At 43.5% G+C, this 25,273-nt stretch carries 23 protein-coding genes; 8 read left to right on the top strand and 15 right to left on the bottom strand.

What is annotated here, in order from left to right; genetic code table 11:
* Window positions 1–187: 187 nt before the first annotated feature.
* From MYF79_RS32500 to MYF79_RS13550, 4 genes are all read right to left on the bottom strand, one after another.
* Entirely contained in the window at window positions 188–463 is a 276-nt protein-coding gene (locus tag MYF79_RS32500) for a LytR/AlgR family response regulator transcription factor (RefSeq protein WP_410688419.1), read from the bottom strand.
* A 435-nt stretch (window positions 464–898) separates the two neighbouring features.
* The gene (locus tag MYF79_RS13560; RefSeq protein WP_247814452.1) at window positions 899–1,192 is read right to left on the bottom strand and encodes a hypothetical protein; all 294 of its coding nucleotides are present in this window, start codon (window positions 1,190–1,192) and stop codon (window positions 899–901) included.
* Between the two features lie 1,311 nt (window positions 1,193–2,503).
* Window positions 2,504–3,061, bottom strand: a complete 558-nt coding sequence (locus MYF79_RS13555; protein ID WP_247814451.1) for a hypothetical protein — start codon at window positions 3,059–3,061, stop codon at window positions 2,504–2,506.
* Window positions 3,062–3,275: 214 nt separating this feature from the next.
* Complete coding sequence (locus MYF79_RS13550) at window positions 3,276–3,602, bottom strand: LytR/AlgR family response regulator transcription factor (protein ID WP_247814449.1); 327 nt, start codon at window positions 3,600–3,602, stop codon at window positions 3,276–3,278.
* Window positions 3,603–4,264: 662 nt separating this feature from the next.
* On the opposite strand from MYF79_RS13550, the gene MYF79_RS13545 reads away from it, so the two are divergent.
* The 4 genes from MYF79_RS13545 (at window position 4,265) to MYF79_RS13530 (ending at window position 7,535) form a co-directional block, all read left to right on the top strand.
* Complete coding sequence (locus MYF79_RS13545; protein WP_247814447.1) at window positions 4,265–4,831, top strand: type 1 glutamine amidotransferase domain-containing protein; 567 nt, start codon at window positions 4,265–4,267, stop codon at window positions 4,829–4,831.
* 106 nt (window positions 4,832–4,937) lie between these two features.
* A complete protein-coding gene (locus MYF79_RS13540; RefSeq protein WP_247814446.1) occupies window positions 4,938–5,777 on the top strand; it encodes an SDR family NAD(P)-dependent oxidoreductase in 840 nt (279 codons plus the stop codon).
* Between the two features lie 150 nt (window positions 5,778–5,927).
* On the top strand, window positions 5,928–6,878 hold the full coding sequence (locus tag MYF79_RS13535; protein ID WP_247814444.1) for an AraC family transcriptional regulator: 951 nt from the start codon (window positions 5,928–5,930) through the stop codon (window positions 6,876–6,878).
* Between the two features lie 162 nt (window positions 6,879–7,040).
* Window positions 7,041–7,535 (top strand): hypothetical protein, encoded by a 495-nt coding sequence (locus tag MYF79_RS13530; RefSeq protein WP_247814443.1) that lies wholly within the window; start codon window positions 7,041–7,043, stop codon window positions 7,533–7,535.
* Between the two features lie 45 nt (window positions 7,536–7,580).
* On the opposite strand, the gene MYF79_RS13525 is transcribed toward MYF79_RS13530, so the two are convergent.
* Both MYF79_RS13525 and MYF79_RS13520 read right to left on the bottom strand, forming a co-directional pair.
* Window positions 7,581–8,078: a hypothetical protein gene (locus tag MYF79_RS13525; protein WP_247814441.1), complete on the bottom strand. Its 498-nt coding sequence runs from the start codon at window positions 8,076–8,078 to the stop codon at window positions 7,581–7,583.
* A 29-nt stretch (window positions 8,079–8,107) separates the two neighbouring features.
* Window positions 8,108–8,317, bottom strand: a complete 210-nt coding sequence (locus MYF79_RS13520; protein ID WP_247814439.1) for a hypothetical protein — start codon at window positions 8,315–8,317, stop codon at window positions 8,108–8,110.
* A 313-nt stretch (window positions 8,318–8,630) separates the two neighbouring features.
* On the opposite strand from MYF79_RS13520, the gene MYF79_RS13515 reads away from it, so the two are divergent.
* Entirely contained in the window at window positions 8,631–10,208 is a 1,578-nt protein-coding gene (locus MYF79_RS13515; RefSeq protein ID WP_247814437.1) for a hypothetical protein, read from the top strand.
* A 324-nt stretch (window positions 10,209–10,532) separates the two neighbouring features.
* Here MYF79_RS13515 and MYF79_RS13510 read toward each other — a convergent pair whose 3' ends face one another.
* On the bottom strand, window positions 10,533–10,892 hold the full coding sequence (locus tag MYF79_RS13510; protein WP_247814435.1) for a winged helix-turn-helix transcriptional regulator: 360 nt from the start codon (window positions 10,890–10,892) through the stop codon (window positions 10,533–10,535).
* 162 nt (window positions 10,893–11,054) lie between these two features.
* Here MYF79_RS13510 and MYF79_RS13505 point away from each other — a divergent pair, with 162 nt between their 5' ends.
* Window positions 11,055–11,852: an SDR family oxidoreductase gene (locus MYF79_RS13505; protein WP_247814434.1), complete on the top strand. Its 798-nt coding sequence runs from the start codon at window positions 11,055–11,057 to the stop codon at window positions 11,850–11,852.
* 97 nt (window positions 11,853–11,949) lie between these two features.
* Here MYF79_RS13505 and MYF79_RS13500 read toward each other — a convergent pair whose 3' ends face one another.
* The 4 genes from MYF79_RS13500 to MYF79_RS13485 form a co-directional block, all read right to left on the bottom strand.
* Window positions 11,950–12,876, bottom strand: coding sequence for an alpha/beta fold hydrolase (locus MYF79_RS13500; protein ID WP_247814433.1), 927 nt, complete (start codon window positions 12,874–12,876; stop codon window positions 11,950–11,952).
* Between the two features lie 133 nt (window positions 12,877–13,009).
* Window positions 13,010–13,762, bottom strand: a complete 753-nt coding sequence (locus MYF79_RS13495; protein WP_247814432.1) for an SDR family NAD(P)-dependent oxidoreductase — start codon at window positions 13,760–13,762, stop codon at window positions 13,010–13,012.
* A gap of 78 nt (window positions 13,763–13,840) precedes the next feature.
* Window positions 13,841–14,791, bottom strand: coding sequence for a helix-turn-helix domain-containing protein (locus MYF79_RS13490; protein WP_247814430.1), 951 nt, complete (start codon window positions 14,789–14,791; stop codon window positions 13,841–13,843).
* Window positions 14,792–14,922: 131 nt separating this feature from the next.
* Window positions 14,923–15,807, bottom strand: a complete 885-nt coding sequence (locus MYF79_RS13485) for a hypothetical protein (RefSeq protein ID WP_247814428.1) — start codon at window positions 15,805–15,807, stop codon at window positions 14,923–14,925.
* 100 nt (window positions 15,808–15,907) lie between these two features.
* Between MYF79_RS13485 and MYF79_RS13480 the strand changes: the two genes are divergently transcribed.
* Window positions 15,908–16,615, top strand: a complete 708-nt coding sequence (locus MYF79_RS13480; protein WP_247814426.1) for a glycine-rich domain-containing protein — start codon at window positions 15,908–15,910, stop codon at window positions 16,613–16,615.
* Between the two features lie 30 nt (window positions 16,616–16,645).
* The gene (locus MYF79_RS13475; protein WP_247814425.1) at window positions 16,646–17,002 is read left to right on the top strand and encodes a hypothetical protein; all 357 of its coding nucleotides are present in this window, start codon (window positions 16,646–16,648) and stop codon (window positions 17,000–17,002) included.
* Between the two features lies 1 nt (window position 17,003).
* Here the strand turns inward: MYF79_RS13475 and MYF79_RS13470 are convergent, their stop codons facing one another.
* From MYF79_RS13470 to MYF79_RS13455, 4 genes are all read right to left on the bottom strand, one after another.
* Window positions 17,004–17,681 (bottom strand): anaerobic ribonucleoside-triphosphate reductase activating protein, encoded by a 678-nt coding sequence (locus MYF79_RS13470; protein WP_247814424.1) that lies wholly within the window; start codon window positions 17,679–17,681, stop codon window positions 17,004–17,006.
* Complete coding sequence (locus MYF79_RS13465) at window positions 17,674–19,857, bottom strand: ribonucleoside triphosphate reductase (RefSeq protein ID WP_247814422.1); 2,184 nt, start codon at window positions 19,855–19,857, stop codon at window positions 17,674–17,676. The genes MYF79_RS13470 and MYF79_RS13465 overlap by 8 nt, the downstream gene beginning before the upstream one ends.
* Before the next feature lie 408 nt (window positions 19,858–20,265).
* Entirely contained in the window at window positions 20,266–21,804 is a 1,539-nt protein-coding gene (locus tag MYF79_RS13460) for a SusD/RagB family nutrient-binding outer membrane lipoprotein (protein ID WP_247814421.1), read from the bottom strand.
* 12 nt (window positions 21,805–21,816) lie between these two features.
* A complete protein-coding gene (locus tag MYF79_RS13455) occupies window positions 21,817–25,185 on the bottom strand; it encodes a SusC/RagA family TonB-linked outer membrane protein (RefSeq protein ID WP_247814419.1) in 3,369 nt (1,122 codons plus the stop codon).
* Window positions 25,186–25,273 lie beyond the last annotated feature (88 nt).

Here is a 25,273-nt window from a genome sequence, read left to right as displayed (position 1 = left end):
AAATGTGTTTGGTCAAAATCATAGTCGCCAGGTTAAACAGGAGGCACCTCTCTCCTGCCTTAGGTGCAGCGCTGTTGATCATGATTGCGGACGTAATATTAAGACGATTATCCGGGTCATTTCCGGCGGTATCCATAGGACGCAAAACCGTGTCCATAGGACGCAAAATCGCGGGTTCAGGAACTTATTACAAGATGATGAAATGACTAAGAAATGCATCCTTAAACTCCTTGCTAATGGGCAATTTATCTCCGGTCCTCATAGTAACATCCATATCAACAAATCTGACATGGCGAATGCAGACGATATATCTTTTGTGTATGCGGAGAAAAAGATTGGGAGGAAGATGTTTCTCAAATTGCCGGAGGCTGATTCTCACCCTACGGGTGCGGTTATCTGTAAGCTTAAGCTGAATATACTTATCTAAAACGGTCACGTAAACGATCGATGCTGATTCGATCATTTCCCGGGTCGTCTCTTTTGTAAGTATAAGGAAGGGTTGTTCCATATGCTTTTTAGGTTAAACGTTATAAAATGAATAAAATAAAAGATTGAAAATGCAGTTATACGCAGGCCAGATAAGGCACATAGTCGATATTGACTGGTTACTGAACTAACAATGATTTTCATTTCAGATCTGATATTGTTTATATATTTCATGACTTTATTTTTTTGTTTTAAATAAGTATGCTACGTCAGGCCTCTATGCATATGCCTGTTATGAATTTATTTAAGCCAACACCTTAGGAATCATTTTTGACACAAACTTTCTTCCCATGGTATCAATATGCCTACTACGCAAAGTGAACTTTACACAAACAAACCCATACAAGATGTCGGACACAAGAGGGATAATGCAAGGGCATATAACCCCCGGAAGCGGAGCGTTTATGCTGCATTATGATCTCCGTTCCAGATAATCCTTAATTGCACTGTGATAGACCGTGCTTCCAGGTCGCGCCTTATAAGTTGCTTTCCGCACCGGATCATTAACAATCTCCCTGGCGTATGCTACAGCTGCTGCAAATTTGGACTTTTCCTTTAGCTGAGATGCGGATGGAACCACATTGCTCATATCAGGATATTTAGTCAGAAAGGTCTTTCCTCGCCTCGTTTTAACTATAAATCCCTTTTCTGATATTGCTTTACTAACCTTAAAACCGGTCAATAAAACGTTTCTTGTTTTTGCCATAAGTAAATGTTTTGTCAGAATGCGAGACAATTAAATTTGCTGGTACCCATAGAGTGCTACAACGCACTACAGGCGGCTCCCGAGGAAGCGGAAACAGCGTCCAAGGAATGTTGATTTGTTGTACATTATGTTTCGGCAGCCACTGTATTAATTTGTGCAGCATTAGAACGCCGCTATACCCGCTGGACGCTACAGATATATTGACAATTTCTCTGCTGACTGAATTCGTGGACATTGATAAGACTTGCCGATCCAGGAACTCCAACATGAAGAATCTTCCAAACATTACCTGCCTGATAAATGTCAGATTGAGAACCGTCAATGTCCTCGATTGCTTTGGAATTTCCTTGTCAATGAGGAATGCGAGATGACTTAACATCATCATGTTATTAAACTGGTTAAAAAGTAATTACAAGTTCAAGGCAAGTAAGCAGACGCAAAAATCTTTGCGCACATACGTACATGCGTTGAATTATTTTATACTAAGAATTCGTTATAAAGTTATGGGAGGTGGGGCAACGTCCTGGAGAATTATAGTAGGACAGGTAGGGATAGTAGGGATAGTCGGTGTAGTGAGGCTAACAGAGAAGAACGGGTGCTAAGAAGAGCCTTGATTGAGGCTGAACCTGAGAGATCAGGCATGTCGACCAGATCGGCCAACAGCTTGTTTAAAAGATGTTTTATATACATAATTTTCATTTTGATATTCATGTTATAAAAATTATAATAAAAAGCAATTTAGGAAGTTTGTCAATATCATTAATCAAATCGCGAATATATTTTTGAAAAAAATACGACTTCTCAATAATATATATTAAATCGTTTACCGGTGAAAGATAGATAAGTTTTGTGTTGAACAGATATCTCTCCTGACAGTAAAACGAGACTACATGTTGGCCTGCGCCCGTTCTCGGCTGATCATCATACATCTACTCACTGCATACTCATATCAGTGTATAGATGCTACTTAGATGTGTGGCATGCCTTCAGCAAAGCCTGAACGATTTAATCATTCAAATGATTGCGAAGTTGTCTAAGTGCTCCAGTATTTTTCCAGAGAAGCCAATCTTTTTCTATGTACGCCCGTTTTACTACGCCATCAACCCCACCGCCGTTACCGTTACCTTCAGAATAAGAGAAACGAATGGAGCCTTAGTAAGTAAAGAGAGCCGGCAACACACCGGCTCTCTGTGTTCCTATTTATGCACAGGAGGTAGCCTTTCCGGTTATCTATTCATTGAACTGCTATATAGCTTTCATTCATAGATGTTATGCTATTTACAGCACCTGAACTTACTCCATCGCATAATACTAGACTACTTCCTCCGCATTGGTAATATTACCTGGCAGATCAGTTGCTGTAACCAGGATACGTGTACCAGGCAATGCAGCATTTGCAGCAGTGGCCGTATAGTTCCAGAAATTGCCTTTACCAACAACTGCATTTCCCCGTTCCAGCTCCGCCCCTGCCGCAGACAGTATCCTCACCTTTACAGATTCGACAGTAACAACATCCTTCACCAGCAATTTGATCACATCGCCTACGAGTCCATTGTACTGACTTGTATTAATCTCCAGGATCCTGGGCGGCCTGGCTGCATCCTGAAAGGCTGCATTATATGCCGTTTGTCCGCCTTTCGCAGCGTCTGCATACAGCAGCTTCTTTATAGGATCAGACATCGCCTCCTGAGCGTACGCCAGAAACCGTTCAAATTTTATTTGAACCGCCACCTGATTCTCGGTCGGCGGCTTCTTACTAGGGCCACGCCTGGGGCCTGAAACTGTTTTACCTTTTCTTACGCTAAAGGTTACGTTCCCGATAGTACCAGACGTCCCCTCCATCATTTTATTTTGTTTTATTTGTGCCATAGTCTCTAAATTTTGAGGATTAAAAAATCAATTTTACTACAACCACAATCACCGGGTGTAACAGGAGGCACCTCTCTCCTATTGCGGGTGCAGCCCCTTTGGTTGTGATTTCATGACACAATGTTAGGCAGGATTTTAAAGGACCTCAAAAAAAACTATACGAGAGCCGGAAATTGGCTCATAAGAGCCGAAAAACGCCTCATAAGAGCTGTCTTTAAAACACAATAAAATGACTATAAAACTCCTTTTTATAGTTTTCACTCAGCGGAATGCCCTCTTTCTCACCTGTGAGGGTAATATGATTTTCGGCTACGCTTATAACGTGATCAAGGCAAACGATATAATTCCTATGGGTCCGGCAAAATAATTCAGGCGGAAGGCGTGCTTCAAACTGTCTCAGGCTAAGCGGTATTACCAGTGAATGGCCATCGGAAAACTTAATAATGCTGTTCGTAAGGTGTACTTTGATATAGATGATCTCATTGCTTTTGATCATCTTCTGAATGCCACCTTTGGTAGGCATAAGCATACGGTTCTTCATATGATTTCAGGCTACTGGTTAACGATTTCTGATTAAGACAGAGAGAGAAAAAGCCATAGAAGTTGCATAGGGAGTATAATAGTAGCAAGTATAGTAGTAGCATAGGGTTATTCTGACTGGTAAGGGGGGTGCGGACAATGGATTTATTTGTGCTGAGGCTATTTGAAATGGTCTTCATGTTTTTTCTTTTAAAATGAATTTGTTCGCGGGAACAGGAGATCAACAATACTCTCCTAATTTAATGAAAAGTGACTATTTATGGATCAAATCGATGCTTAAATTTTAAAAGATACGGCTATTAGATTCGTTCCGATAGGCTTTGAGATGGCTTTATCTTACGTTCATCTTGCGTCTTCAACGTGAAATGAACGTAAGATAAAGCTATCTCAAAGCCTATCGAAACGAATATGTATCGAACAGCACAGTTTCCAAAAGCACATTCACTTAACAGAGTCTCCCATCTCCCAAGCCCAACTTTCCCTGACCAAATAATTGCTCAACTATTAAGAGCAAACAAATATTTGAAATTCGAAAAAATCCCTGCTATTCAAATAACCCCTTCTCTCCCACTTCTATCGTTCTTTGCACTATCACAAACACGCGGATGATACAACAGAAAATCATCCAACCAACAAACTAATTCATCTTCAAAATATTCAACCATGACTAAAATTAATAACGCCCGTGTTTTAATGATTGCAACAAACGGGTTTGAACAGGCAGAACTATTTGAGCCATTCCATGCATTACAGGATGCTGGTGCGATAATAACGTTAGCGGCTTTAGACACTCAACCTATACACGGTGTGATTTATGATGCCGCATCTGGAATGTCCAATATATCAGGTGAGTATATCACACCAGATATAAGCCTGGAGCAGGTTGACCTTGAGGAATATGATGCGCTTTATCTTCCTGGTGGGGTTATCAGTCCGGATAAGCTGCGCATAGTTCCGAAGGCAGTAGAACTGGTACGTACAGCTGCAGAAAAAGGTATGTTGATCGCATCCATCTGCCATGGCCCATGGTTGCTGGTTGAAGCAGATGTTGTGAGAGGAAAGAAGGTGACCGGTTGGTATGCCATCCGCACTGATCTTAGAAATGCAGGTGCAGAGGTACTGGATCAGGAAGTTGTCGTTGATGGTAAACTCATTACCAGCCGCATGCCGTCTGATATTCCCGCCATGAACCAGGCGTTTATACAGGCAATAGCTGCTGAAATCAGGTAAGCATGCATATTTGAAAGTCGCAAATTTCCCTGTTATCTGAGTAAACACCTCCCGGCAAATATGTATCAACTTTGTTACACACAAATAAATAAAAAATAAAAAAATCATGACTACGAAAAAAACTTGGTTTATCACAGGTGCTTCAAAAGGCTTAGGCCTGGCACTGGTACAACGCTTACTTAAGGAAGGATATAAAGTAGCAGCAACTTCAAGAGATGCTGATATGCTAAGTAAGGAAGTAAACTATAAGGGTGACAACTTTCTGCCCCTTCAGGTTGACTTAAACAGCAACGGGAGCGTTCAGCAGGCAGTTAAGCAAATAATCGCCAAACTCGGTGGAATTGATGTTGTGGTTAACAACGCCGGCTATGGACAACTAGGCACGCTGGAAGAATTGACTGATGAAGAAGCCCGCAGCAACTTTGACGTAAATGTGTTCGGCACATTGAACGTGATCCGCAACGTGATGCCGCATTACCGCGAGAAGAAATCCGGGGCGTTTTTCAATATCTCTTCTATAGCCGGTTTCCTGGGCACCTTCCCTGGATGGGGTATCTATAACGCCACTAAGTTTGCGGTAGCGGGATTGACAGAAGCACTGTCTGCCGAAATTAAATCCATGGGCGTATCTGCAACCATTGTCTATCCGGGCTATTTCAAAACCAATTTCCTGCTGCAGGGTTCACTTCGTACCGCTGCTTCGCCTATCAGTGAATATAAAGAGGCGCGTGACCTGGAAGTAATCCACAATGAGCAAATCATCGGCAACCAGCCGGGAGACCCTGAAAAAGCAGCAGCAGCGCTAATTCAGGTAGCAGAAATGGAAACCAAACCATTGCACCTGTTCCTGGGTTCGGACTCATTCGGTATGGCCAATGGTAAAATTGAAGCCTTACAGGCAGATCTGAAGGCATATGAAAGCATTAGCAGGTCTACCGATTTTTAGAAGCCTGGTCGATGAAATATGTATGACCGGTCCTGTAGAAGCCCGGTCATACATATTTAAAAGTATTTTTCGGTAAATTAGCATACCAACAATGCTTTATCAGTAAATACAATTTGTTGATTTTTCTTAAGTATTTTTAGGCATAGTAGTATGGAAAATTCTTCAATACCAAGGAAAGAGCTTGAAACTTTCGCTACAGAGAGTTATAAAGTACCATTGCTCGATGTGCAGCATTATCCGGTGGATTCCAATTATTTTGTCATTCAGAATAGAGAAACCTATCCTGTTAAGGATTACATCTCACCACATCGCCGGAAATTCTACAAGATATTCCATATGACCTCCGGAACAGGCATACTTACGGTGGGCCTCCACCAGTATGAAATGGGACCAAATGAGATCGGGTTTCTACATCCTGACGAGATTGTATCCTGGCAAACCACATCAAAAGAAACTGGTGGCCACTTTTGTTTGATACACCCTGACTTTTTTGGCCGCGATGCTGAGCATGTGCTGCAGTGGTTAAGACAGTTCCCTTATTTTTCGCCGGACAAAGCAGTTGTCCAGTTGCAGGAAGATCAATCAGCCGCTATCAATGGGTATTTTTCGACGATGCTGAGAGAAGCTCAAAGCGATAGCGAAGACAACAAACAGGCAATTATGCTGCAGCTGCAGTTACTCTTACTGGAAAGTCAGCGGGCAGGAAAAAATCGTATGCAGACGGAAGTGCAGGAAAGTTATGGTCATATATACAAGTTCCTGTCATTGCTGGAGGCCTCTTTTCAGGTACAAAACCGCAACGCGTTAAGCAAACTAAAAACAGCAACTGAATTTGCAGATGAACTGCATGTACATCCCAACTACCTCAACTCGCTTGTAAAGAAACATACGGGTAAAACCGTCAGAGATCACATCCAGGAACGCTTGCTTCACGAAGCAAAATCGCTGCTTGTTCATACCGATTGGGGAATAAATGAGATTAGCGACGGCCTTGGATTTTCAGGACAGGCGGCCTTTACTTCCTTTTTCAAGAAAAAAGAGAATATTTCCCCCCTGGCGTATCGAAAAACGGTCAATACTGTAAGGGTAGGTTCGGTTTAAAGAACCACTATACACCACATTCCCAGCTCCTTTATACATAGGGTAATTAATCATAAAGATGATTATAATTATTACCTGCCGCTGTTGCTACTTCCGGGATTGCAAGACCGGGACACATTCCCACAGCCTGCAAAAAGGCAAAAACTTTAGCATTACAGAATCATGATCCAAAAGATTACAATGCAGGAAAATAACGACTTGACCATCAGATGCTATACAAGTGCAAATTTACTCGAAGAGCATCTAAATGACGATGCTTATCAGATCTTTCAGTTAGTATCGGGAACAGGGTTTGTTTTCCGGGAAAAACATCTTTCCTTTCTTGCGGCAGGAGACCTTATTTTTATAAAGCCTGGCAGCAGTGTTGCCTGGAGCTTGTCTTGCAGATCAATTTTGCATTGTTGCAAAGTAAGCCCACTATATTTTGAGCAATATCCCTATATGACCAAATTGTTCAAACAGGATTCAATTTTCAACTTCAGGGGAATTATCAGCAACTTACCGCGTGGACAGGCGGCCACCATAGGGATGCTTTTTAAAATGATAAGGGATGAAGTGGAGGGAATACATGATGATAAAAAAGACGCTATACTGATCTATCTTCAGATGTTACTTTTGCTGGCCAATAGAGTAGGCCACACCTCCCTGGAACATTAACAGATTGTTTGCTTCTTATTATCTCGGTGCCGTTTCCAACATAAACTAATAAGCACCACAGTAATTTTTAATCCTCCCATCAAAACCATATACCACCTCCGCAAATAATGCCCAACTTTCACTTAGATTTAATTCCTTCATATAATTTGCTTCTGCCCGCTTGATTGCTTTATCATGAACATTAGAGAGATCACTTTGCTGTGAAGGGTCAGGGAACTGACTTCTCGCCAGGGCAAAACATGAATCATCTAGTTCGTACAATCTCTTTATAAATTGACAAAACGAAAGTCCCCTCTTATCAAGTAAGGTAATTAATGTATCCAGCTTTCTATAATCCCTCTCGATGGCAATTTGTTTCATAATCGCCATCCTAAACTCATTGTTGGCCAAATCCTCTTTCCTTACAAATAAAGTATCCCTCTTAACAACTGCTTTCATTTGGCTTGTACCGCTTTTTGTTGTATCAGGCTGAGAATTATCAATACAAGATGCCGTTGCAAATAAAAATAAAATGGACGTCAACATTTGATCTTTAGCTATCATAATCAGAATATCCTATTAAAGGTAACAGGTTATTTAGCCTTGTTAAATTCAAGGATCATTTCATCAAATTTCGTCCAGTTCATTTTAATTGGACGCTGCCTTCTACCTTTAAAATATTCAACTCCTCCCCTGGATATTGAAATTTTTCCGATTTGTTTACCATCTTTTTTTATTACAAAAGCCGCATTTGAATTGCTCACTTCTATTCCAGGTAAACCGAGTATAACTTTATGGGCCATCTTCTTATAATCTAATAATATTTAATTCGCGAGCAAAGGACACGTCAACAAAAAGAACATCCAGGGAAAGAAAATGTTTAGATTTCTGATGAATCTTTATAAAGTAGTTTTAGAGAACAGGCATTTTATAACCATTGGCAATTCCTATTGATTGCCTATACTTATCGCTTAAATAATTTTATATTCCCGATCATTTTGCTTAGATTCACATAAACTACCGTAATCTTAGTATATTCCTCTTACCGAGTTACACCAATTATGTTGTTATCGTATTTATAATCCCAAAATCTCATTAACCTAGTCTCCTACTAGTATGAAGATCGATAGCCAATTCTTTTCAAAATGCTCGCTTCTTTTGTTAGGATTAATTTGGCACCATGCTACATATTGCCAGTATGATACAATTACTTACAATGAGAACAATAGTAAGGCAGCCTTGGAAATAAAGGAATATCATGGAGAAAATGTTGCGTTCTTAACAAATGTTGCTTTGCCTTATATAAACACTCTTGAGGATAATTTTCTATGCAGTTTTTTCTTTTGCAAGAGTTTAAATCAGTTTGCAAAAAACCGACATGACACCTTGTCGTTTGATAAGAAGATGGGGATCGAAAATTGCGTCCGCTATTGGACGGGTGGTATAAATAATTGGGACTATGAGAAATTTTCAACTGGCAGCGCCTTTGAATTCATTCATGGCCTTATAGTCACTGACCTGGAAATACCAGAGGATAGTCGGTTTAATTTCACGAATGCCATTTTTAAGGAACCTTTATACATCGAACGAAATAACTTTAAGGAGATCGCATTCAGTCAATGTTCGGGATCTACAAATCTTGAATTTAATAGCATTGGATCTGATATACGTATTAGTGGTGGTAATATAGACGAACTCGACATCTCAGGCAATAAGTTTTCGGCAGATACTTCCAGGATTTATATCACTTTTACTAATATTAATGATTTATCCATCTCTTTAAATGAATTTAAACACCAAAAGATCAAATTTTATAACGACACCATCTCCTCTCTGATTTATTTTCAGAATAAAGAAGTTACAAAGAATAATGCGTTACAGCCCGCAAAACGAAATTTTCTTGAAATTGTATTTGAGCATTGCTATATCAATGCTCCATTTCCAGAAAGAGACAATGCAGATACGGTAAATATTACCTTTATAAATTGTAATTTTGGATCCAATGCCTCATTCCTTTCCATTAAGGCCGACACCGTGAGGTTCGTCAACTGTGATAAGCTCCCTTCCACACTTAATTTGGCACTTTTGCCAAACTTAACGAAGTGTATGCTGGAGGTCTTTAATACCAATTTTGAGGACATTTCTTTCAATTATCCGGCACAGGTAGCACTATTATTTACACAAGATTCAACAAAAGACATTGCCTACAACACTTATGAAAATCTGTTAAACAAATTCAGAAAGGAGGGCAAATCTGACTCTTATAAGCGTCTGGACATTGAGTACCGGAACTTCAAAGCTAGTAGTGGTACCTGGTGGGATATGTCTGTTAATTATCTTGATAAAATATGGTGGAATCACGGCTATGCAAAAGGGAATATTGTCGGGTGGACATTGTTTTTCCTGTTCCTCTTCTTTCTCAGCAACAGTTTACTATGGACGCAAATTCAATCCGTCTATCCATTCGAGCTTGAGGCAACAGAAGTTAATAGATATGTCTATCCTAAGATGTACTATGTGAGGAAGTATTTTTACATATTTCTTTATACCGCATATATCTTTTTCTCCTTAAAAGTTAACTTCGATAAGTTGTCTTTCAAAAGTATCCGCCTTGTAGCATTCTTCTTTGCTCAATATCTGGTGGGCCTTATATGTTTATTCTTTATCGCAAATGCAATTTTGAAAATTGACTGATTTTTTTTTAAATGGATGTCTTAAAATGGTGCTCAAAAATTGACTAAGTCTACGTATGTTCAGATGGTCAATAACTCTCTCTATAGATCCAGAATGTGCCGCAGATTATGTTTAAACGCCTTTATCATTTTACACGCTGTATGCCGGGCGGCTATTGAATCAACATTGTCAGAATTTCTTGGCATAAGCATGGGAGATAAATAAACCAGCTATCACTGCAAGTTTCAACTTGTTCTGCAATAATTCTTGTTCCCTTTAATATTCGTTTGGACACTGGCGTTGCAGGCAATGCTGTCAAAACTCACTTGCCCAATCCGCTATTTATCACTGCGCCTGCATAACCCCACGCTTATGCTTAGTTATCGCATTATGCATTTGCTCCCCTAAAGCAGTCATTGCCAATAAAACAGGGATAACCGACTGTCCGATCTCGCTTAACTCATATTCAACCCGCGGCGGCTTCTCGTTATAGCTATGCCGGATAATTAATCCATCCCCCTCCAACTCTTTCAGTTGTTCAGTCAATATCTTACGCGATATATCCGGTATTTGCGCTGCCAGCTTTCCAAACCGGACAGTTCCGTTTAACAACCGCCCCAGGATAATGGGTTTCCATTTCCCGCCAATATAGGTCATCATATGAACGATGGGACAAGTGGATGTATGTTCTTTGAATTTCTTCATTGGTTACATGAATGTTACCACTTTTCGGCTTTTAGTTACATGAACGTTACTGCCAATTAGTGTTGCGTGAATAATTACAAGCAACAGTTTTAGTTACTTTATGAAACTAAAGTAAATCTATTTTTTCAGTAAACGAATAACACGTATTTAAAAAAATCTGGCATGGAAAGTACACAAACAACCAATGGGGTATTAAACGGTAAAATTGCCCTGGTAACCGGGGGAACAAAAGGTATTGGCAGAGCTATCGTTAAAAGATTACAGCAGGCAGGCGCAACTGTTATTGTCACGGCCAGAAACCAACCGGAAGAACAGGATGCTACATATACTTTCATTCCTGCCGACCTGGCACGGACTGAAGAGGTAAACAAAGTAGCCAATTTCATTCATGAGCAATTCGGGCACATCGACATACTGATCAATAACATGGGCGCAAACACATTTCCGGGAGGAGGATTTAGTACCCTGACCGACGAACACTGGAACCAGGCCCTGCAGATCAACCTGCTTTCTTCAGTTCGCCTGGACAGGGCTTTGCTACCTAAAATGCTGGAGCGCAAAAGTGGCGTGATCATTCATATCTCCACTACCAGCAGTCAGTTCACCCTCTGGGAAGCCACTATGGCTTATAGTGCTGCAAAAGCGGCATTGAACACCTACAGCAAAGCATTGGCTACAGAGGTGGCCGGCAAAGGTATAAGAGTTGTCACTGTATCTCCCGGTTTAAATAAAACAGAAGCTATGACCGCCTTTCTGGAGGATTGTGCCAAACAGGCCGGTATTACTGTAGAAGAAATGACTGAGAACCTTTTCCGGAGAGTAGGCGGTGTACCACTGGGAAGAATGGCCGCGCCGGAAGAAACGGCTGAACTGGTTTACTTCCTGGTAACACCTGCGGCATCCTATATTACCGGTGCGAATCTCACTATTGATGGCGGAAACTTCCCGGTAGTTAACTAAATAATAGCCAGGGTTCGGGCATCTGCCTCCACCCGTACAAAATGGCGAAGGCCTGAGATAACAGGTAATATCTCCGGCCTTCCAGTTTATACATTTCCTACTCCGCCACCAGCCAATTGTGAACCCTCAGCACAGCCTCTGCAAATACCGGGGGCGCTTCCTGTGGCACATTGTGTCCTGCATCTACAACCACATGTTGATGCTGACCAACGAATAAACTGGCATGATCTGCTGTTCCGCCCGGCTTTAAAGGGTCATTCGTACCATCGATAGTCACCGTTGGAATTATTATCTCCGGCTTTTGCGCCAAACGGTCTTCAAGCGGCTGCAACGCAGGATCACCAGCCTCGAGGCCATGCATAAAGCGGTAACTATGTATTACCACATCCACAAAGTCAGGATTTTCGAAAGCTGCAGCGGCTCTTGTATAAGTATCTTCTCCAAATTGCCATTTAGGCGACCATTCACTCCACAACATCCGGCCAATTTCATGGCGGTATTTATACAGGCACTCACGCCCACGTTCGGACTGAAAGAGATGCTGATACCAGCATGTGCGTTCCAGCGATGGTACATAAGTATGTCTTTGTTCTTCAATATCTATCACGTCGTAACCCGCATAGGACACCAGCCCGCCAACTTTCTCCGGCCACAGCGCCGCCGCGACACAGGATGCATTTCCTCCCCAGTCAAATCCTGCAAGGATCGGACGCGTTATGCCTAAGGCATCCGATAGCTGGATCAGATCTGCGCCACGCGCTGCCTGCTGTCCGTTACGCATCATATCATCAGATTTAAACCTGGTTGGCCCAAATCCACGGGTATACGGAACAATGACCCGCGCACCTGCCTGCGCTAAAATCGGAGCGACCTCTTCGAATGCAGACACGTCATAAGGAAATCCATGCGATAAAATTACCGGCCAGCCATTACCGGGGCCATATTCGAGATACGCCATCAACAGGGAATCAGTGCTGATAAATTTTACCGGCTGCTCATTTTTAAACGTCGCTGCTGTACTCATTAGCATTTTTAAAATCGTATAACAAAAATGGAACCATAGGGTGGCATCAAATGGCAAACGCCGGAGATACTTCCGGCGTTTTTGCTTGTTCAATTTTTAAAAGGTCTGCATTGGTGCAAGTAAATATAATTAACTACAATCCCACACCGCCAGTTACCTCAATACGCTGGCCATTTACCCATTTAGCGTCATCACTGCAAAGGAATGACACCACGCCGCCAACATCATCCGGTAAGCCCACACGACCCAGTGCCGTTATTCCTTTCACGAATGCGCGCATATCAGGATTATCCTCCATTGCTCCACCGCCAAAGATGGCTCCCGGCGCTACAACGTTTGCAGATATCCCCCTTGTGCCCAGTTCAGCAGCCAGGTACCTGGTATATACATCCATTCCTCCCTTCATTATACCGTACACTGATACGCCTGGATAAGAGATCCGGGATACTGCGGATGAAATATTGACAATCCTGCCGCCATCCTGTAACAACGGTAACAGCTTTTGTGTGAGGAAATAAACTCCTTTCAGATGAATATTCATCATTTCATCGAACTGGCTTTCCGTAGCAGTGGTAATCGGCGCCTGCGAAGCAGTGCCCGCATTATTGATGAGAAAATCGAAGCGGGTAGTTCCAAATGTGCTGTTCAATACATCGCTTAACTGCTTAACAAAAGCGTCGAAACCTTTAGTATCCGATGTGTTGAGCTGCAGGGCTACGGCCTTACGCCCCAGTGCCTGAATAGCCGATATAGTTTCCTCTGCACTCTCTTTCCTGTTAAGATATGTAATGATGATGTCGTGGCCTTTCTGCGCCAGGCTCAATGCAATATTCTGTCCGATGCCCCGGCTACCGCCTGTTACTAATGCAATTTTCGAAGAGCTCATTGTTGTACTATTTTGATTTAAGAACAGTACAAAATTCCCCCAAACAACAAATATGCACAATGGTAACACCAATCCATTTTATGTAAAATTCAAACTTTCGGTTTGTGAGCGATATGACCCGGGTGGAATACCTGTTTCATTCTTAAAGAACTTCGCAAAATGTGCAAAGTCTGAAAAGCCCAGACTATCAGCGATCTGCGCGATGGTCCAATTCGTCTGCCGCAACAGGATCTGCGCTTCCTGCAGAATCCTTCCGGCTATTAATGCAGATGTGGTCAGGCCAGTGGTTTCCTTTAATACTTTATTCAGATGGTTGACATGTACGGATAGCTTATCAGCATAGTCTTTCGCAGTGCGCAACGTTACTTTCTGGTGAGGGCTTTCCAGCGGAAATTGCCTTTCCAGCAACTCGATGAACAGAGAGGTTGTACGCGCAAAGCTGCTGTGATTGGGATGAAGCATGATCGTTGACTGCAACTGCTGCCCCAGATGAATGAGCTCAAGCGTGTAAGCACGCAGCAGGTCATATTTGTAGGCGTAATTGGAAACGATGGTTGCCTCCATCTTTTCAAAGATGTCTTTTACTTTTTTTACATCTGTTTTCTGCAGCGGAAACACAGGATGCTCCGGCGATTTATAAATAGGCAGTTCATCCAGCACGACACCACTCCTTGTCGGATGAAGGAATTCTGGCGTGAATACACAACACATGCCGGACTGCCGTTCCAGCGGTAGCCAGGTAAAAGGACTTTTAGGCGTGGTAAAGACGAGGGTTGGCTGTGACAGATGTATAATGCTGTCAGCAAATTCAATCTCCGAATGCCCCTGTAAAAGATTGATCTTATAAAAAGTACGGCACTGATAGGGTTCTTTCGGTCTGTTCTGAACAGTCTGCCGGATCTTTGCTATATTGAATATGTTGAAATGGCCGATCTCATGCTGAATACCCTCTGGCAGCAAGGCACTCAGCTCCAGAGGAGACCCGGTAGCCAGGCGCATGTCAAGTTCGTTCATTGAAACACTTTTCATACCTTTTATTTGTAAAAATCAAAGTTAAGGTATCTCCCCCAAAAAATCCCGTACCCTGCTTCCCGTTCTTTAACAACCAGTTGTTTCCGATAAGCCGGCAGAAAACATAAAATATCTCTTCACTGCAACGATCAATAATCCGATATCTGGTGCAAGCCCTTATTCTTAAGCTGTTCCAGGATATGCGCCGGCAATTCAGGACTACTTAGCGGCAAATCAACGGACAGCTTCTCGAAATCCGCTGCAGGCACGCGGTCAAATATTTCGTTCAGTGCTACCGGGTCTTCGCTGAAACTGACACAGGTACTTACAAAATTCATCTGGTCTACACTGAAGTCTTTTTGCTTCAGCTTACGGGTGGCATCTTTCACCCGGCCAATAAAATGCCTTTGGCGAATGAAAGTAGTACTGTTCATGATGATGAAAATGTAGTCGCCGTAGGCGGTGATCTTGCCGTAATACATATGGTTGTCCTTACCGCTGCGCTCCACCAGGTACTCACCACCTGATTGATAGATCTCCATGGCTGAACGCCTTACCCGCTCCTCTTTAGCACCGGGGCCCGTCAGCGGCAGATTGCTATTATAGCAATACCAGCATCCCGTAAGGTGATCCAATAGTGCCGTGTTGACCACTCCCAGCGGAATATTGATCTTGAGTTCATGGAAACTGAAAACGGTAGCGGCATTCCGGAGGAAATCCATATAGCTGTCGTAGCCCAGTATACCGGCAATGGTATTCATTTTCCCGAAATTGGGACTACTGATCCCGGATAACGCCTTCCCCGTCTTCGCAGCCTTCAGTCTTTTAATGATGAGGTGTTCATAAAAATAGTTATCACCCAGGAAGGCTGCTTCTTCCGGCAGCTGTTTTCCCTTCTGCATTAATTTATTGAATTCAGCTGAAATGTAAAGCCATTCTGCCTTTGATACATCTTCCCAGTTGCTCTTTTTGATAAAATGGTGGGCGATGTAGTTCATGAGCCGTTCGAGGTGCGCCAGTTCGTCTGTCGTCATAATACGATTTTAATACGAAAATAAGTCTGAAAAGGATAATTCCAATACGTCCATCTTTCCGAACAGGGCGAGCTTTGTAGCAGTATAAAAACAAACTATTATGAATCAAACAACTACACTTACTACACAACAGGAGCAGTTATGGCAAAGGATCCTATCCTTTCCCTTTGATGACCCAGATGCCCGGCTCCCCTTTTCACGCAAGCTTGCCCGGGAGAACAAATGGGACTATAATTTCGGGTTGAAAGCCATAGAAGAATACAGGAAGTTCATTTTCCTCTGTTGTATCTCGCCGCAGGGAGCGTCTCCTTCCAAGGTAATAGATGAGGTATGGCACCTGCACCTGATCTATACACAGAACTACTGGGAAGAATTCTGCGGAAAAACATTAAATCGCAATATTCACCACCACCCTTCCGCAGGTGGCCCACAGGAAAGAAACAGACACGAAAACTGGCGAACAGATACGCTTGATCTCTACCGTAACACGTTTCACACAGAACCACCACCCGAATTTTGGAGCGACCAATCCCCCTCAAGAAACGTCCTTTCCCGGATCTTAAAAAGACTCTTACTCCTTCCACTCCTCTTTCTTACCGCATGCAGTCCGGGCGATATCGGATTTGCTCCCTTCATCATATGTCTTATGGTACTGATCGGATCGATCATAACGGGCTCCCGAGGCAGCGAAGAAAAACGAAAAAATAATGATAGCGAGGGTAGTAGTTGTGGAAGTAGCTGTAGCAGTGGGTGTGGTAGTGGATGCGGTGGAGGTTGTGGTGGCGGATGCGGAGGATGCGGAAGTTAATTTAAAAACAAACTTATAAAACAAAGAAATATGGTGTCAACAAATAAAACAAGCTACCTGCTTTCCATTGCCGGCTACCTCTTATTACCGTGTTTATACGGTTATTTATTACTGGCCGATTGGTTCCCCTATCATCTTGCGGGCAAACAGTTCCTTAGCTGGTACTTCGTTCACATGGTAAGTGGCCATTTGCTTCTGTATCTTGCCAGCAGGTATAGCTCAGCCAGGGTAGATAAATTATCATTCGCCTTCTTATGGATAACCGTGCTGATATCGCTGAGCCGGATGTGCCAGGGCTTGTACCATCATAAACCCATCTTGTATTTATGCTTGCTCACCGTGTTGCATGTCCTGCTTTTGCTTCTATGGAGCAGGAAAAAAGAATAAATTAATTTCTAAACACCATTTCTATGCCACCGGATGCAAATTTACCAGGATCTATTTTGCCGGCTATATTCCGTAGTTGTCCGATCGTCCGTGAATCATTCACAAAATGTTGAATGAATAATTTCCCTGCGAATCCTTCCTTTTCCAAAAAAGCAATCATCTCCTGCAGGTCTTCTTCATTGAGCAGGTCCGTATGAACAGTTGTCCTGATCTCAAAAGGGATATTGCTTTTTAACAATATCTTTAAAAAACTTTCAAATCTCGCATACAATGAAGATTGAGTGATGGACGCATGTTTAGCGGCAGGCGCTTTATAATCCAATGCAATGTAATCAACCAGGCCATCAGTCTGCAGATCGAGGATGAGATCAGGATTAGTACCATTGGTGTCGATCTTGATCAACATACCTTCATCTTTTAGTTGTCTGCAAAAAGCAGGTAACTGCTTATGCAATGTGCATTCACCGCCGCTTAATACCACGCCGTCGAGCAGGTATTTACGCTTACGGATGAATGTAATGGCATCTTCATAACTATATCTACCCTTTCCTTCCACGATGTCCGGATTATAGCAATACAGGCATCTCATATTACAGCCTGCAAACCAAAGTATGCAGGCTGTCTTATCAGGGTAATCCAGTAATGTAAAGGGGGTGATGTTATAGATAGGCTTAGCCATGGTCAACCGTTTCTACAAAATGAACACGTTGCCTATGCTCGCCCTTTTTACCAATATTGAAACTTTCAACAGGCCGGTGATAGCCCATTACACGCGTATAAACAAGGCATTTATCATCACATGTAGGGCAATGTTCATGTTCGCCGGAAAGGTACCCATGCTCAGGGCAAATACTAAAGACAGGCGTGATGGTAATATAAGGCAGCCTGAAGCTGGAAAGCACTTTCTTTACCAGGTTGCGACACGCTTCGGGCGTACTTAACTTTTCCCGCATGTAAAGATGCAAAACCGTACCACCGGTATATTTGCACTGCAGTTCATCCTGTAGCAGCAAGGCTTCGAAAGGATCGTCGGTATAGTCCACCGGGATCTGCGAGCTGTTGGTATAGTAGATATTAGCATCCATACCTGCCTGTATGATATCCGGGAAGCGCTTTTTATCCTCTTTCGCAAAACGATAGGTAGTGCCTTCAGCAGGAGTAGCCTCGAGGTTGTATAGATTACCGGTATCTGCCTGGTATTGCGTGATCTTCTTACGGATATGATCCAGCACCTCAGCAGCCATATTACGACCCGCATCGGAAATGATATCTTCCTGATCATGAGTAAAGTTCCTGATCATCTCATTAATGCCATTCACGCCGATGGTAGAAAAATGGTTGCGAAAATGTGGCAGATAACGTTTCGTGTATGGAAACAATCCCCTGTCGTACATCTCCTGGATGAATACTCTCTTCTTCTCCAGGGTAGATTTAGCAAGGTCCAGCAGATTATCTAATTTAGCATACAAAGCGGGCTTGTCACCTTTATGCAGGAAGCCTAAGCGTGCCATATTGATTGTCACCACACCTATACTACCCGTCATTTCAGCGCTGCCAAACAGCCCGTTTCCGCGTTTCAGCAGCTCACGCAGGTCCAGTTGCAGGCGACAACACATGCTTCTTACCGCATTGGGTTTATAGGCATTGGGGTTCTCTATGCGATTGCCATTATCATCATAGATATATTGACTACCGATAAAGTTTTGAAAATAGGAAGAGCCGATACGGGCAGTGTTCTCAAACAAGAGGTCTGTGTTTTCGCCATACCAGTCAAAATCTTCCGTAATATTCACCGTTGGAATCGGAAACGTAAACGGCTGACCATTGGCATCACCTGCTGTCATCACCGTATAGTAGGCTTTATTGATCATATTCATTTCCTGTTGAAAATGAATATAGGTTAGTTCAGAAAGTTCATTAACGCCTCTGTCCTTCGCTTTCTGCACTATCACCGGATCAGTAATACCATTAAAGAGATGAATATCTTTCCTGGTGGGAAACTGTAACTTCAGATCCTCTGGTACAGTCCAGTCGATGGTAATATTCGTGAATGGCGATTGTCCCCAGCGGGCCGGTACATTCAGGTTGTACACAAAGCTTCTCACCGCCTTCAGGATATCCTCATAGCTGAGGTCATCTTTGAAAACGTAGGGAGCCAGATAAGTATCAAAGGAACTGAATGCCTGTGCACCCGCCCATTCGCTTTGCAAGATGCCAAGGAAATTGGCCATCTGTCCCAATGCCTCCCGGAAATGATTCGGCGGCCGGCTTTCCACACGTCCCCTCACACCATTGAACCCTTCGTTTAACAATGCCCTAAGGCTCCATCCCGCACAGTATCCTGTCAGACAGTCTATATCATGAATATGAATATCTCCGTTACGATGTGCATATCCTTCTTCCCTCGAATACACCTTATCCAGCCAGTAATTGGCAATGACCTTACCCGCCACATTATTTACCATGCCAGCATTGGAATAAGAAGTATTCGCATTGGCATTGATCCGCCAGTCTGTTTGTGATATATACTCTTCTATTGTCTGGGTACTATCTACCATGGTTGTATGCTCAGCTATACCAGGTACATGCTCCCGCTGTAATTTGCGGGTGTGTCTGTATAACATAAAGGACCGCATGACCTCAAACGCGCTGTTCGCAAAGAGTTCCTTCTCGATAAGATCCTGAATTTCTTCCACCGACCACACATCCTTACTCCGCAATCTTGCAATCACTTTCTCATATACTGTATCATCTGACTTTTTATTTACACTTGCATACCCTTTTTCTATCGCGTCCTTTATTTTAAATGGCATGAAGGGTTCGAACGCACCATGTCTTTTGATAACGTAGTTCATTGTTAGAATGGTTTAGAGATGTGTACTTTTCGAGGTGCAAAATACCTTATCCATTCAGCATGCCTGTCAAAACTTGTTAACAGGCCGTGCGAAAATAATTTGTGTGTAAACAGGTGCTTTGGCCTTTTTTGAGGCGTAAAAAGGGGGCTTGATCTCAATCCTGTGTTGCTTTTCGAGCAGATATCTAATAAACAATGACCGTGATCAGCAGATTATAATCAATTCATAATAAACAACCTAAACATACTCGTTTGTATTGAATCATTTGCATGTATGTGTGCATTACTCCGGATCAGCGTTTCTCCTTAACAACTCCTCCGGGATCTATGCCTTAAAGAGCCTGGCATATTTACCGCACATAAGAAAGCCGTCCCGAAAAACGGGACGGCCTCTCTTCCATCACTATTCTTATTTCAGCAACCACATTGCATTGCTCGGGTCATCATTCCCATTGAACTGATCCTGCAACGCTTTTGTAACATTTCCGGCGTTATAATCCAGCTCCTTCTGAGGATACATCCATCTTAAAGGAAATACACTGGCGGGAGTGTTCAGGTTCGTACTTGTATTAAGCGTAAACACCGGATATCCTGTACGCCTGTTTTCATACCAGGCGGTATAGTCGGAGTTCTGAAAGAAGCCTGCAATATACTTCTGTGTAATGATCTGTTTGATCTGGTTATCTGCAGTTCCCGTGAGTGCAATTGTAGCGGGGAAATCGTTGATATAGTTGTCATCCATTGCCATGCCGTGTGCATAAGACGCAGGGGCATACTTTTTCAGGAACTGCATGTGGCTTTTTATACCGTTGGCATAGAAGGTCTGTGCGTCGGCACCTGAAATCCAGCCCCGTACAGCTGCTTCAGCGAGAATGAACTGAATATCCCAATAGTTCAGCAAACCAACCGGTTCGGCATTGTACATTTCCTCGTAACGTTTATTAACGGCGCAGAATTTACCGGCATTCTTATTAGTTACGATCACACCCAATTCATCAGCGGGGTCAATACCCAGGTAGGCGCTGTAATCTGAAGCAGTTTGACCAGCTGCGATCTGTGCCGGCGAAGGTTCTGCCATATAGAACAGGCGCCTGTCGGCAGTTGCTTTCATAGGATCCAACAGGTAACTGGAAAGTACAGGGTAACTCAGGAAAGAGTTCAACTGTGCAGGAGTGCTGCTCCATGGGTAGCAGTAACCTGCAGATGCGGTGTAGGTAACTGCGAAGTTGTCGTTGAAGTCCCTCATCAGCGGGCGGGCAGCAACAGTTTTAAATTTATTGATCACATCCAGTTCCGTATCATCAGTCTTCTTATAAAGATTGATCAATACATATAGCTGGAAACTGTTGGCCAACCTTCTCCATTTATCAACGTCACCCTGGTAAATGAAGTCGCCGGAGAAATTAACAGCGCCAGACAACAGCTCATCTGCCTGGTCCAGCTCGTTCAGTATGCCCCGGAACACCTCCTTCTGGGTATCGTATTTCGCTTTAATAAGCCCTGCAGAGCCCTGAACAGCTTCTGTGTAAGGGATATCACCTACCTGCATCGTGGTCTGAAAAAACTGCCATGCACGGATAAAATGCCCGAAACCTTCGTAAGTCTTTTTCAGATTTTCATTGCCTGCATTTTTGATCATTGGTTCTACGTCCCGCAGCACCAGCAATCTTCCAAAATCCACCCGTATCATCCTGTTGTACTGATAGTCACTCACCAGTTCTGTCCAGCCAATATATTTCCCCAGGGTAAAGGGCTGGCGGAAGTTGGTCCCCTGCGAAATATCCTTCGATGTCACCGAAGTGAGGATATTGGTGGCCAGCCACTCAGAAGAGGCGGAAGATGCCTTATCAGGATTGGTGTTAATGGTATCGAACTTTTTGGTACAGCTGCTGAAACCGACACAAACGGCTATTGCCATAGCAGCTATTTTAGATATATGCTTAGTCATATTATTAGTGTTTTAGAAGCCAACCTTAACGTTAAAACCTACCATACGTTGTGCAGGAGCGTTCATATTTTCGGTATCGACGTCCGGATCTGAGTATTTGAATCTGGTGAACAGGAACAGGTTTTGTCCGGTGAGCGCAACCGAGGCATTCTTGATACCTGAGTGACCAAACCAGGTTTGTGGTACCCTGTACCCAAGTGAAATTTCGCGGACCTTTACAAAGCTCTTTTTCATTACACCATTCTCGTAAGAGTTACCCCATTTACGTGTATAGGCCTGGTAGCTTACAGGAATATCATTAGTGGCATATTGACGGGTGTCTTTGGTGATCTTTCCGTTGTTGTCATAGGTTACTTCACCGCTGACCACCTTCACACCCTTACCAACATAGTTCTTCAAGCCATTCACCACTTCATCATAGCGATGGTTATTATCTGTTTCAGGATTGGCGCCTGTATCGAACATCTTGGCGTAGATATAATCGTACATCATACCACCGATACGGCCATCAATACTGATATTAAGGTTCCAGTTACCATAGGCTACATTGTTAATGAAGCCGAATACAAAATTAGGATCTGTGTAACCATACTGCTGTGTATAGTTACTCAACATAGGCAAACCGGCCTGATGGATCACATTCCCCTGAGGATCCCTGAGCGCTTTCTGGGTATAGGCTAATACATCCATACGGCCACCCGATTTGGTCCAGAGGTTCTTAGCAGAATAAACCGGGTCAATATCCACAAAGTACCTGTTCTGCGTGGAAAAATTCACCATAGAATTCCATTGTAGCCTGCCTTTCTTTATTACGGTACCATCCAGTGTTATCTCAATACCTCGTCTTGCGTAGGTCTCACCTGTATTGATAAGGGTCGTAGCGTAGCCGGAAGACGGAGCGAGGGTTTGTTTGATCTGGTTGTTGTAATATAGCTTGGTGAAGTAAGCCACATCCACATGCAGGCGTTTGTTTAACAGGTAGGCAGCAGTACCGAATTCCCAGGTCCTTGTTGTGGTAGGTAGCAGGTGGCTTCCCGTCAGGTTATCAGGCGTTGTAGCGCTAAGCGTCCCCCAGCTGTTATTAATGGTATAGGCCAGGTTATTGGCGTAAACGTCCAGCGGTGTTTTAGTCATCGTCCACGAGCCCCTTACTTTCCACATATCGATCCAGCGCGGCATTTTCATAAACTCAGACATTAATACACTTGTGGCAACAGAGGGATAGAAGTAAGAGCGCTGGTCCTCCGCCTGGGTGGAGCTCCAGTCATTCCTTCCCGTGATATCAATGAATACTGCGCTGTTCCAGGATAGTGTGGCTTTACCATAGATTGAGTTAGTTTGTTTTGCCCAGGTACCGTAGTTATTAACAATGCCGTCAACGCCGGCTGTTGCTGAAGGGACGGCGTTTGCCAGGGAGTACCAGCCCGGAACGGCCAGGCCGTTCCTTGTTTTGGCGCCCTGTTCTCTTTGCTTGTAATAGAAAATACTGGCGCCACCCAATGCGTCGAAATTCCATTTCCCGAGCGGCTTGTTATAGGTAAGTAAGAGATCGCTGTTAATACTGCTACCCCAGCTTTGGTTCTGGCCATATAAACCTTTACCGCTGAAATCAAATCCGAAAGTATTCCCAATGGTCATCCCCCTGGTGGAGTTGATACCAGCCGGGTTCCGGATTACATCCTCGTTCTTGTAGTAATCATATCCATTCCTGAATATCAGTTTGAGGTCTTTGGAGAAGTTGTAGTTCATGGTCAGACTTGCATTCAGTTTGTTCTGCTCAGTACTTCTCAGCTTTTCGTAAGCGATCAGGTATGGATTGTCGTACCAGGCGGTGTACAACCAGTTCTGTTTCTGGTTAGGTATAATCCAATAATCCTTGTACTGGCGGATGTCATAATCTGGTCCTGTCCACATTAATATCTGGTAGATATAGCCTTGCTGATCGTAGGCGCTGCCCCACAGCTGGGGGGCCGTAGTACGGGTATACCCCATGTGGCTTTCCAGGGAGAATTTCTCACCTGCTTTCATTTCGCCGCTCATGGTGTAGTTAATGATGTTGAGCTTCTGGTTAGGGAACTGTCCTTTGTTATAGACGTGGTTCAGTCCCGCCCTGAAAAAGCCATTCCGGCCACCTTTGGTAACACTGATGCTGTTGTTGGTGATCAGGCCTGTCTGCATGAAATTCTTCAGGTTATCTCTACCGCTGGACACCAGTGGCATATTCTCATTCTGCTTTGTAACGGGGTTCCATTGCGTAGCTGTCTGTCCTATGTCAAGCTTAGGCCCCCAGACATAATCGGTGTTGATCTTACCGTCCAGACCATGGCCATAGGAGGATTGTACTTCCGGAAGTGCCAGGTACCCCAGATTGAACATGGTATTGCTGTTTACATCGATGGTAAGCAGCTCTTCCCTGCTGCGCCTGGTGGAGATCATTACCGCACCGGCAGCGCCGCGGGAGCCATATAAGGCCGCTGCAGTAGGGCCCTTCAGCATGTTAATACTTTCAATATCATCCGTCGGAATGTCGCGCATCGTCATATTACCATACGGCACACCGTCTATTACCAATAGCGGCGTTTCCCCACGCATTTCCAGTTTGGGAGTGCCGTTGAACTCTGTGGAGTTCTTAACAGTGAGGCCGGAAACCTGTCCTGTAAGCGATGTTCCAAGATCTACCCCTTTCACCGTCTGCATTGTGCTGCCTTTTACAGATTGTACCGCATATCCTAAGGCCTTCTCGTCTCGTTTCACCCCAAGTGCAGTTACCACCACTTCGCCCAGTTGTTTGGAAGCACCCTCCAGCTTTACATCAATGCGGGTACGTTCCCCCACCAGTTCCTCGCGGGTGGTAAAACCTATCAGGGAAAAAACCAGGGTAGCGTCAGGGTTGGCAACGGAGATGGAATAGCTACCGTCAGGTTGGGTCATAATACCATTGCCGGTTCCTTTTTCCAATACAACGGCATTAGGAATAGCCTGAGTGCCATCCGTTACTACACCGCTTACTTTGATCTTCTGTACAAGCGGGACGACCTGTTTATCTTCATTCTTTAAATTTTGCACAGGCGCCAGGTACTCGCCTACCCTGTCTTTTTCTACAATAGTGTAGTAGTTAGGTTTTACATACAGGAATACCAGCCCATTCGGATATAATATTCCTTTTAATACATCTTCCAGCTTCTTTCCTGCAAAGTTGCTGATGTTGTAGGTGGTTGTCTTATTTCTGACAACCTGCGGATCATAGACAAAATCGGTTTTGTACTCTCGGGTAATAGCTTTCAAGGCATCAATTACAGGGACAGCTTTTTGTGCGTACGCCTGGCTGGTAACAGCCAGTAACAGCACTACAAGCAACCGCTTAAAATAGCGCAGCGTCATAGTTGGCGTTTTTTCGTTTAGTTAATGTGGAATTTGCTCCTTTACAGAAGAAGTGTCAGATACCTTAAAAATTACCCCACTACCTGAT

The sequence above is a fragment of the Chitinophaga filiformis genome, assembly GCF_023100805.1.
GTDB lineage: Bacteria > Bacteroidota > Bacteroidia > Chitinophagales > Chitinophagaceae > Chitinophaga > Chitinophaga filiformis_B.
This window is presented reverse-complemented; position numbering and strand designations above follow the sequence as displayed.

Excerpts from the sequence above, each read along its gene's own strand:
- MYF79_RS13485 (WP_247814428.1), bottom strand. The coding sequence starts at position 15,807 with ATGACGACAGACGAACTGGCGCACCTCGAACGGCTCATGAACTACATC.
- MYF79_RS13500 (WP_247814433.1), bottom strand. The coding sequence starts at position 12,876 with ATGAGTACAGCAGCGACGTTTAAAAATGAGCAGCCGGTAAAATTTATC.
- MYF79_RS13560 (WP_247814452.1), bottom strand. The coding sequence starts at position 1,192 with ATGGCAAAAACAAGAAACGTTTTATTGACCGGTTTTAAGGTTAGTAAA.
- MYF79_RS13455 (WP_247814419.1), bottom strand. The coding sequence starts at position 25,185 with ATGACGCTGCGCTATTTTAAGCGGTTGCTTGTAGTGCTGTTACTGGCT.
- MYF79_RS13525 (WP_247814441.1), bottom strand. The coding sequence starts at position 8,078 with ATGATAGCTAAAGATCAAATGTTGACGTCCATTTTATTTTTATTTGCA.
- MYF79_RS13550 (WP_247814449.1), bottom strand. The coding sequence starts at position 3,602 with ATGAAGAACCGTATGCTTATGCCTACCAAAGGTGGCATTCAGAAGATG.
- MYF79_RS13545 (WP_247814447.1), top strand. The coding sequence starts at position 4,265 with ATGACTAAAATTAATAACGCCCGTGTTTTAATGATTGCAACAAACGGG.
- MYF79_RS13505 (WP_247814434.1), top strand. The coding sequence starts at position 11,055 with ATGGAAAGTACACAAACAACCAATGGGGTATTAAACGGTAAAATTGCC.
- MYF79_RS13490 (WP_247814430.1), bottom strand. The coding sequence starts at position 14,791 with ATGAAAAGTGTTTCAATGAACGAACTTGACATGCGCCTGGCTACCGGG.
- MYF79_RS13465 (WP_247814422.1), bottom strand. The coding sequence starts at position 19,857 with ATGAACTACGTTATCAAAAGACATGGTGCGTTCGAACCCTTCATGCCA.
- MYF79_RS13515 (WP_247814437.1), top strand. The coding sequence starts at position 8,631 with ATGAAGATCGATAGCCAATTCTTTTCAAAATGCTCGCTTCTTTTGTTA.
- MYF79_RS13480 (WP_247814426.1), top strand. The coding sequence starts at position 15,908 with ATGAATCAAACAACTACACTTACTACACAACAGGAGCAGTTATGGCAA.
- MYF79_RS13555 (WP_247814451.1), bottom strand. The coding sequence starts at position 3,061 with ATGGCACAAATAAAACAAAATAAAATGATGGAGGGGACGTCTGGTACT.
- MYF79_RS13460 (WP_247814421.1), bottom strand. The coding sequence starts at position 21,804 with ATGACTAAGCATATATCTAAAATAGCTGCTATGGCAATAGCCGTTTGT.
- MYF79_RS13535 (WP_247814444.1), top strand. The coding sequence starts at position 5,928 with ATGGAAAATTCTTCAATACCAAGGAAAGAGCTTGAAACTTTCGCTACA.
- MYF79_RS13495 (WP_247814432.1), bottom strand. The coding sequence starts at position 13,762 with ATGAGCTCTTCGAAAATTGCATTAGTAACAGGCGGTAGCCGGGGCATC.
- MYF79_RS13530 (WP_247814443.1), top strand. The coding sequence starts at position 7,041 with ATGATCCAAAAGATTACAATGCAGGAAAATAACGACTTGACCATCAGA.
- MYF79_RS13475 (WP_247814425.1), top strand. The coding sequence starts at position 16,646 with ATGGTGTCAACAAATAAAACAAGCTACCTGCTTTCCATTGCCGGCTAC.
- MYF79_RS13470 (WP_247814424.1), bottom strand. The coding sequence starts at position 17,681 with ATGGCTAAGCCTATCTATAACATCACCCCCTTTACATTACTGGATTAC.
- MYF79_RS13510 (WP_247814435.1), bottom strand. The coding sequence starts at position 10,892 with ATGAAGAAATTCAAAGAACATACATCCACTTGTCCCATCGTTCATATG.
- MYF79_RS13520 (WP_247814439.1), bottom strand. The coding sequence starts at position 8,317 with ATGGCCCATAAAGTTATACTCGGTTTACCTGGAATAGAAGTGAGCAAT.
- MYF79_RS13540 (WP_247814446.1), top strand. The coding sequence starts at position 4,938 with ATGACTACGAAAAAAACTTGGTTTATCACAGGTGCTTCAAAAGGCTTA.
- MYF79_RS32500 (WP_410688419.1), bottom strand. The coding sequence starts at position 463 with ATGATCGAATCAGCATCGATCGTTTACGTGACCGTTTTAGATAAGTAT.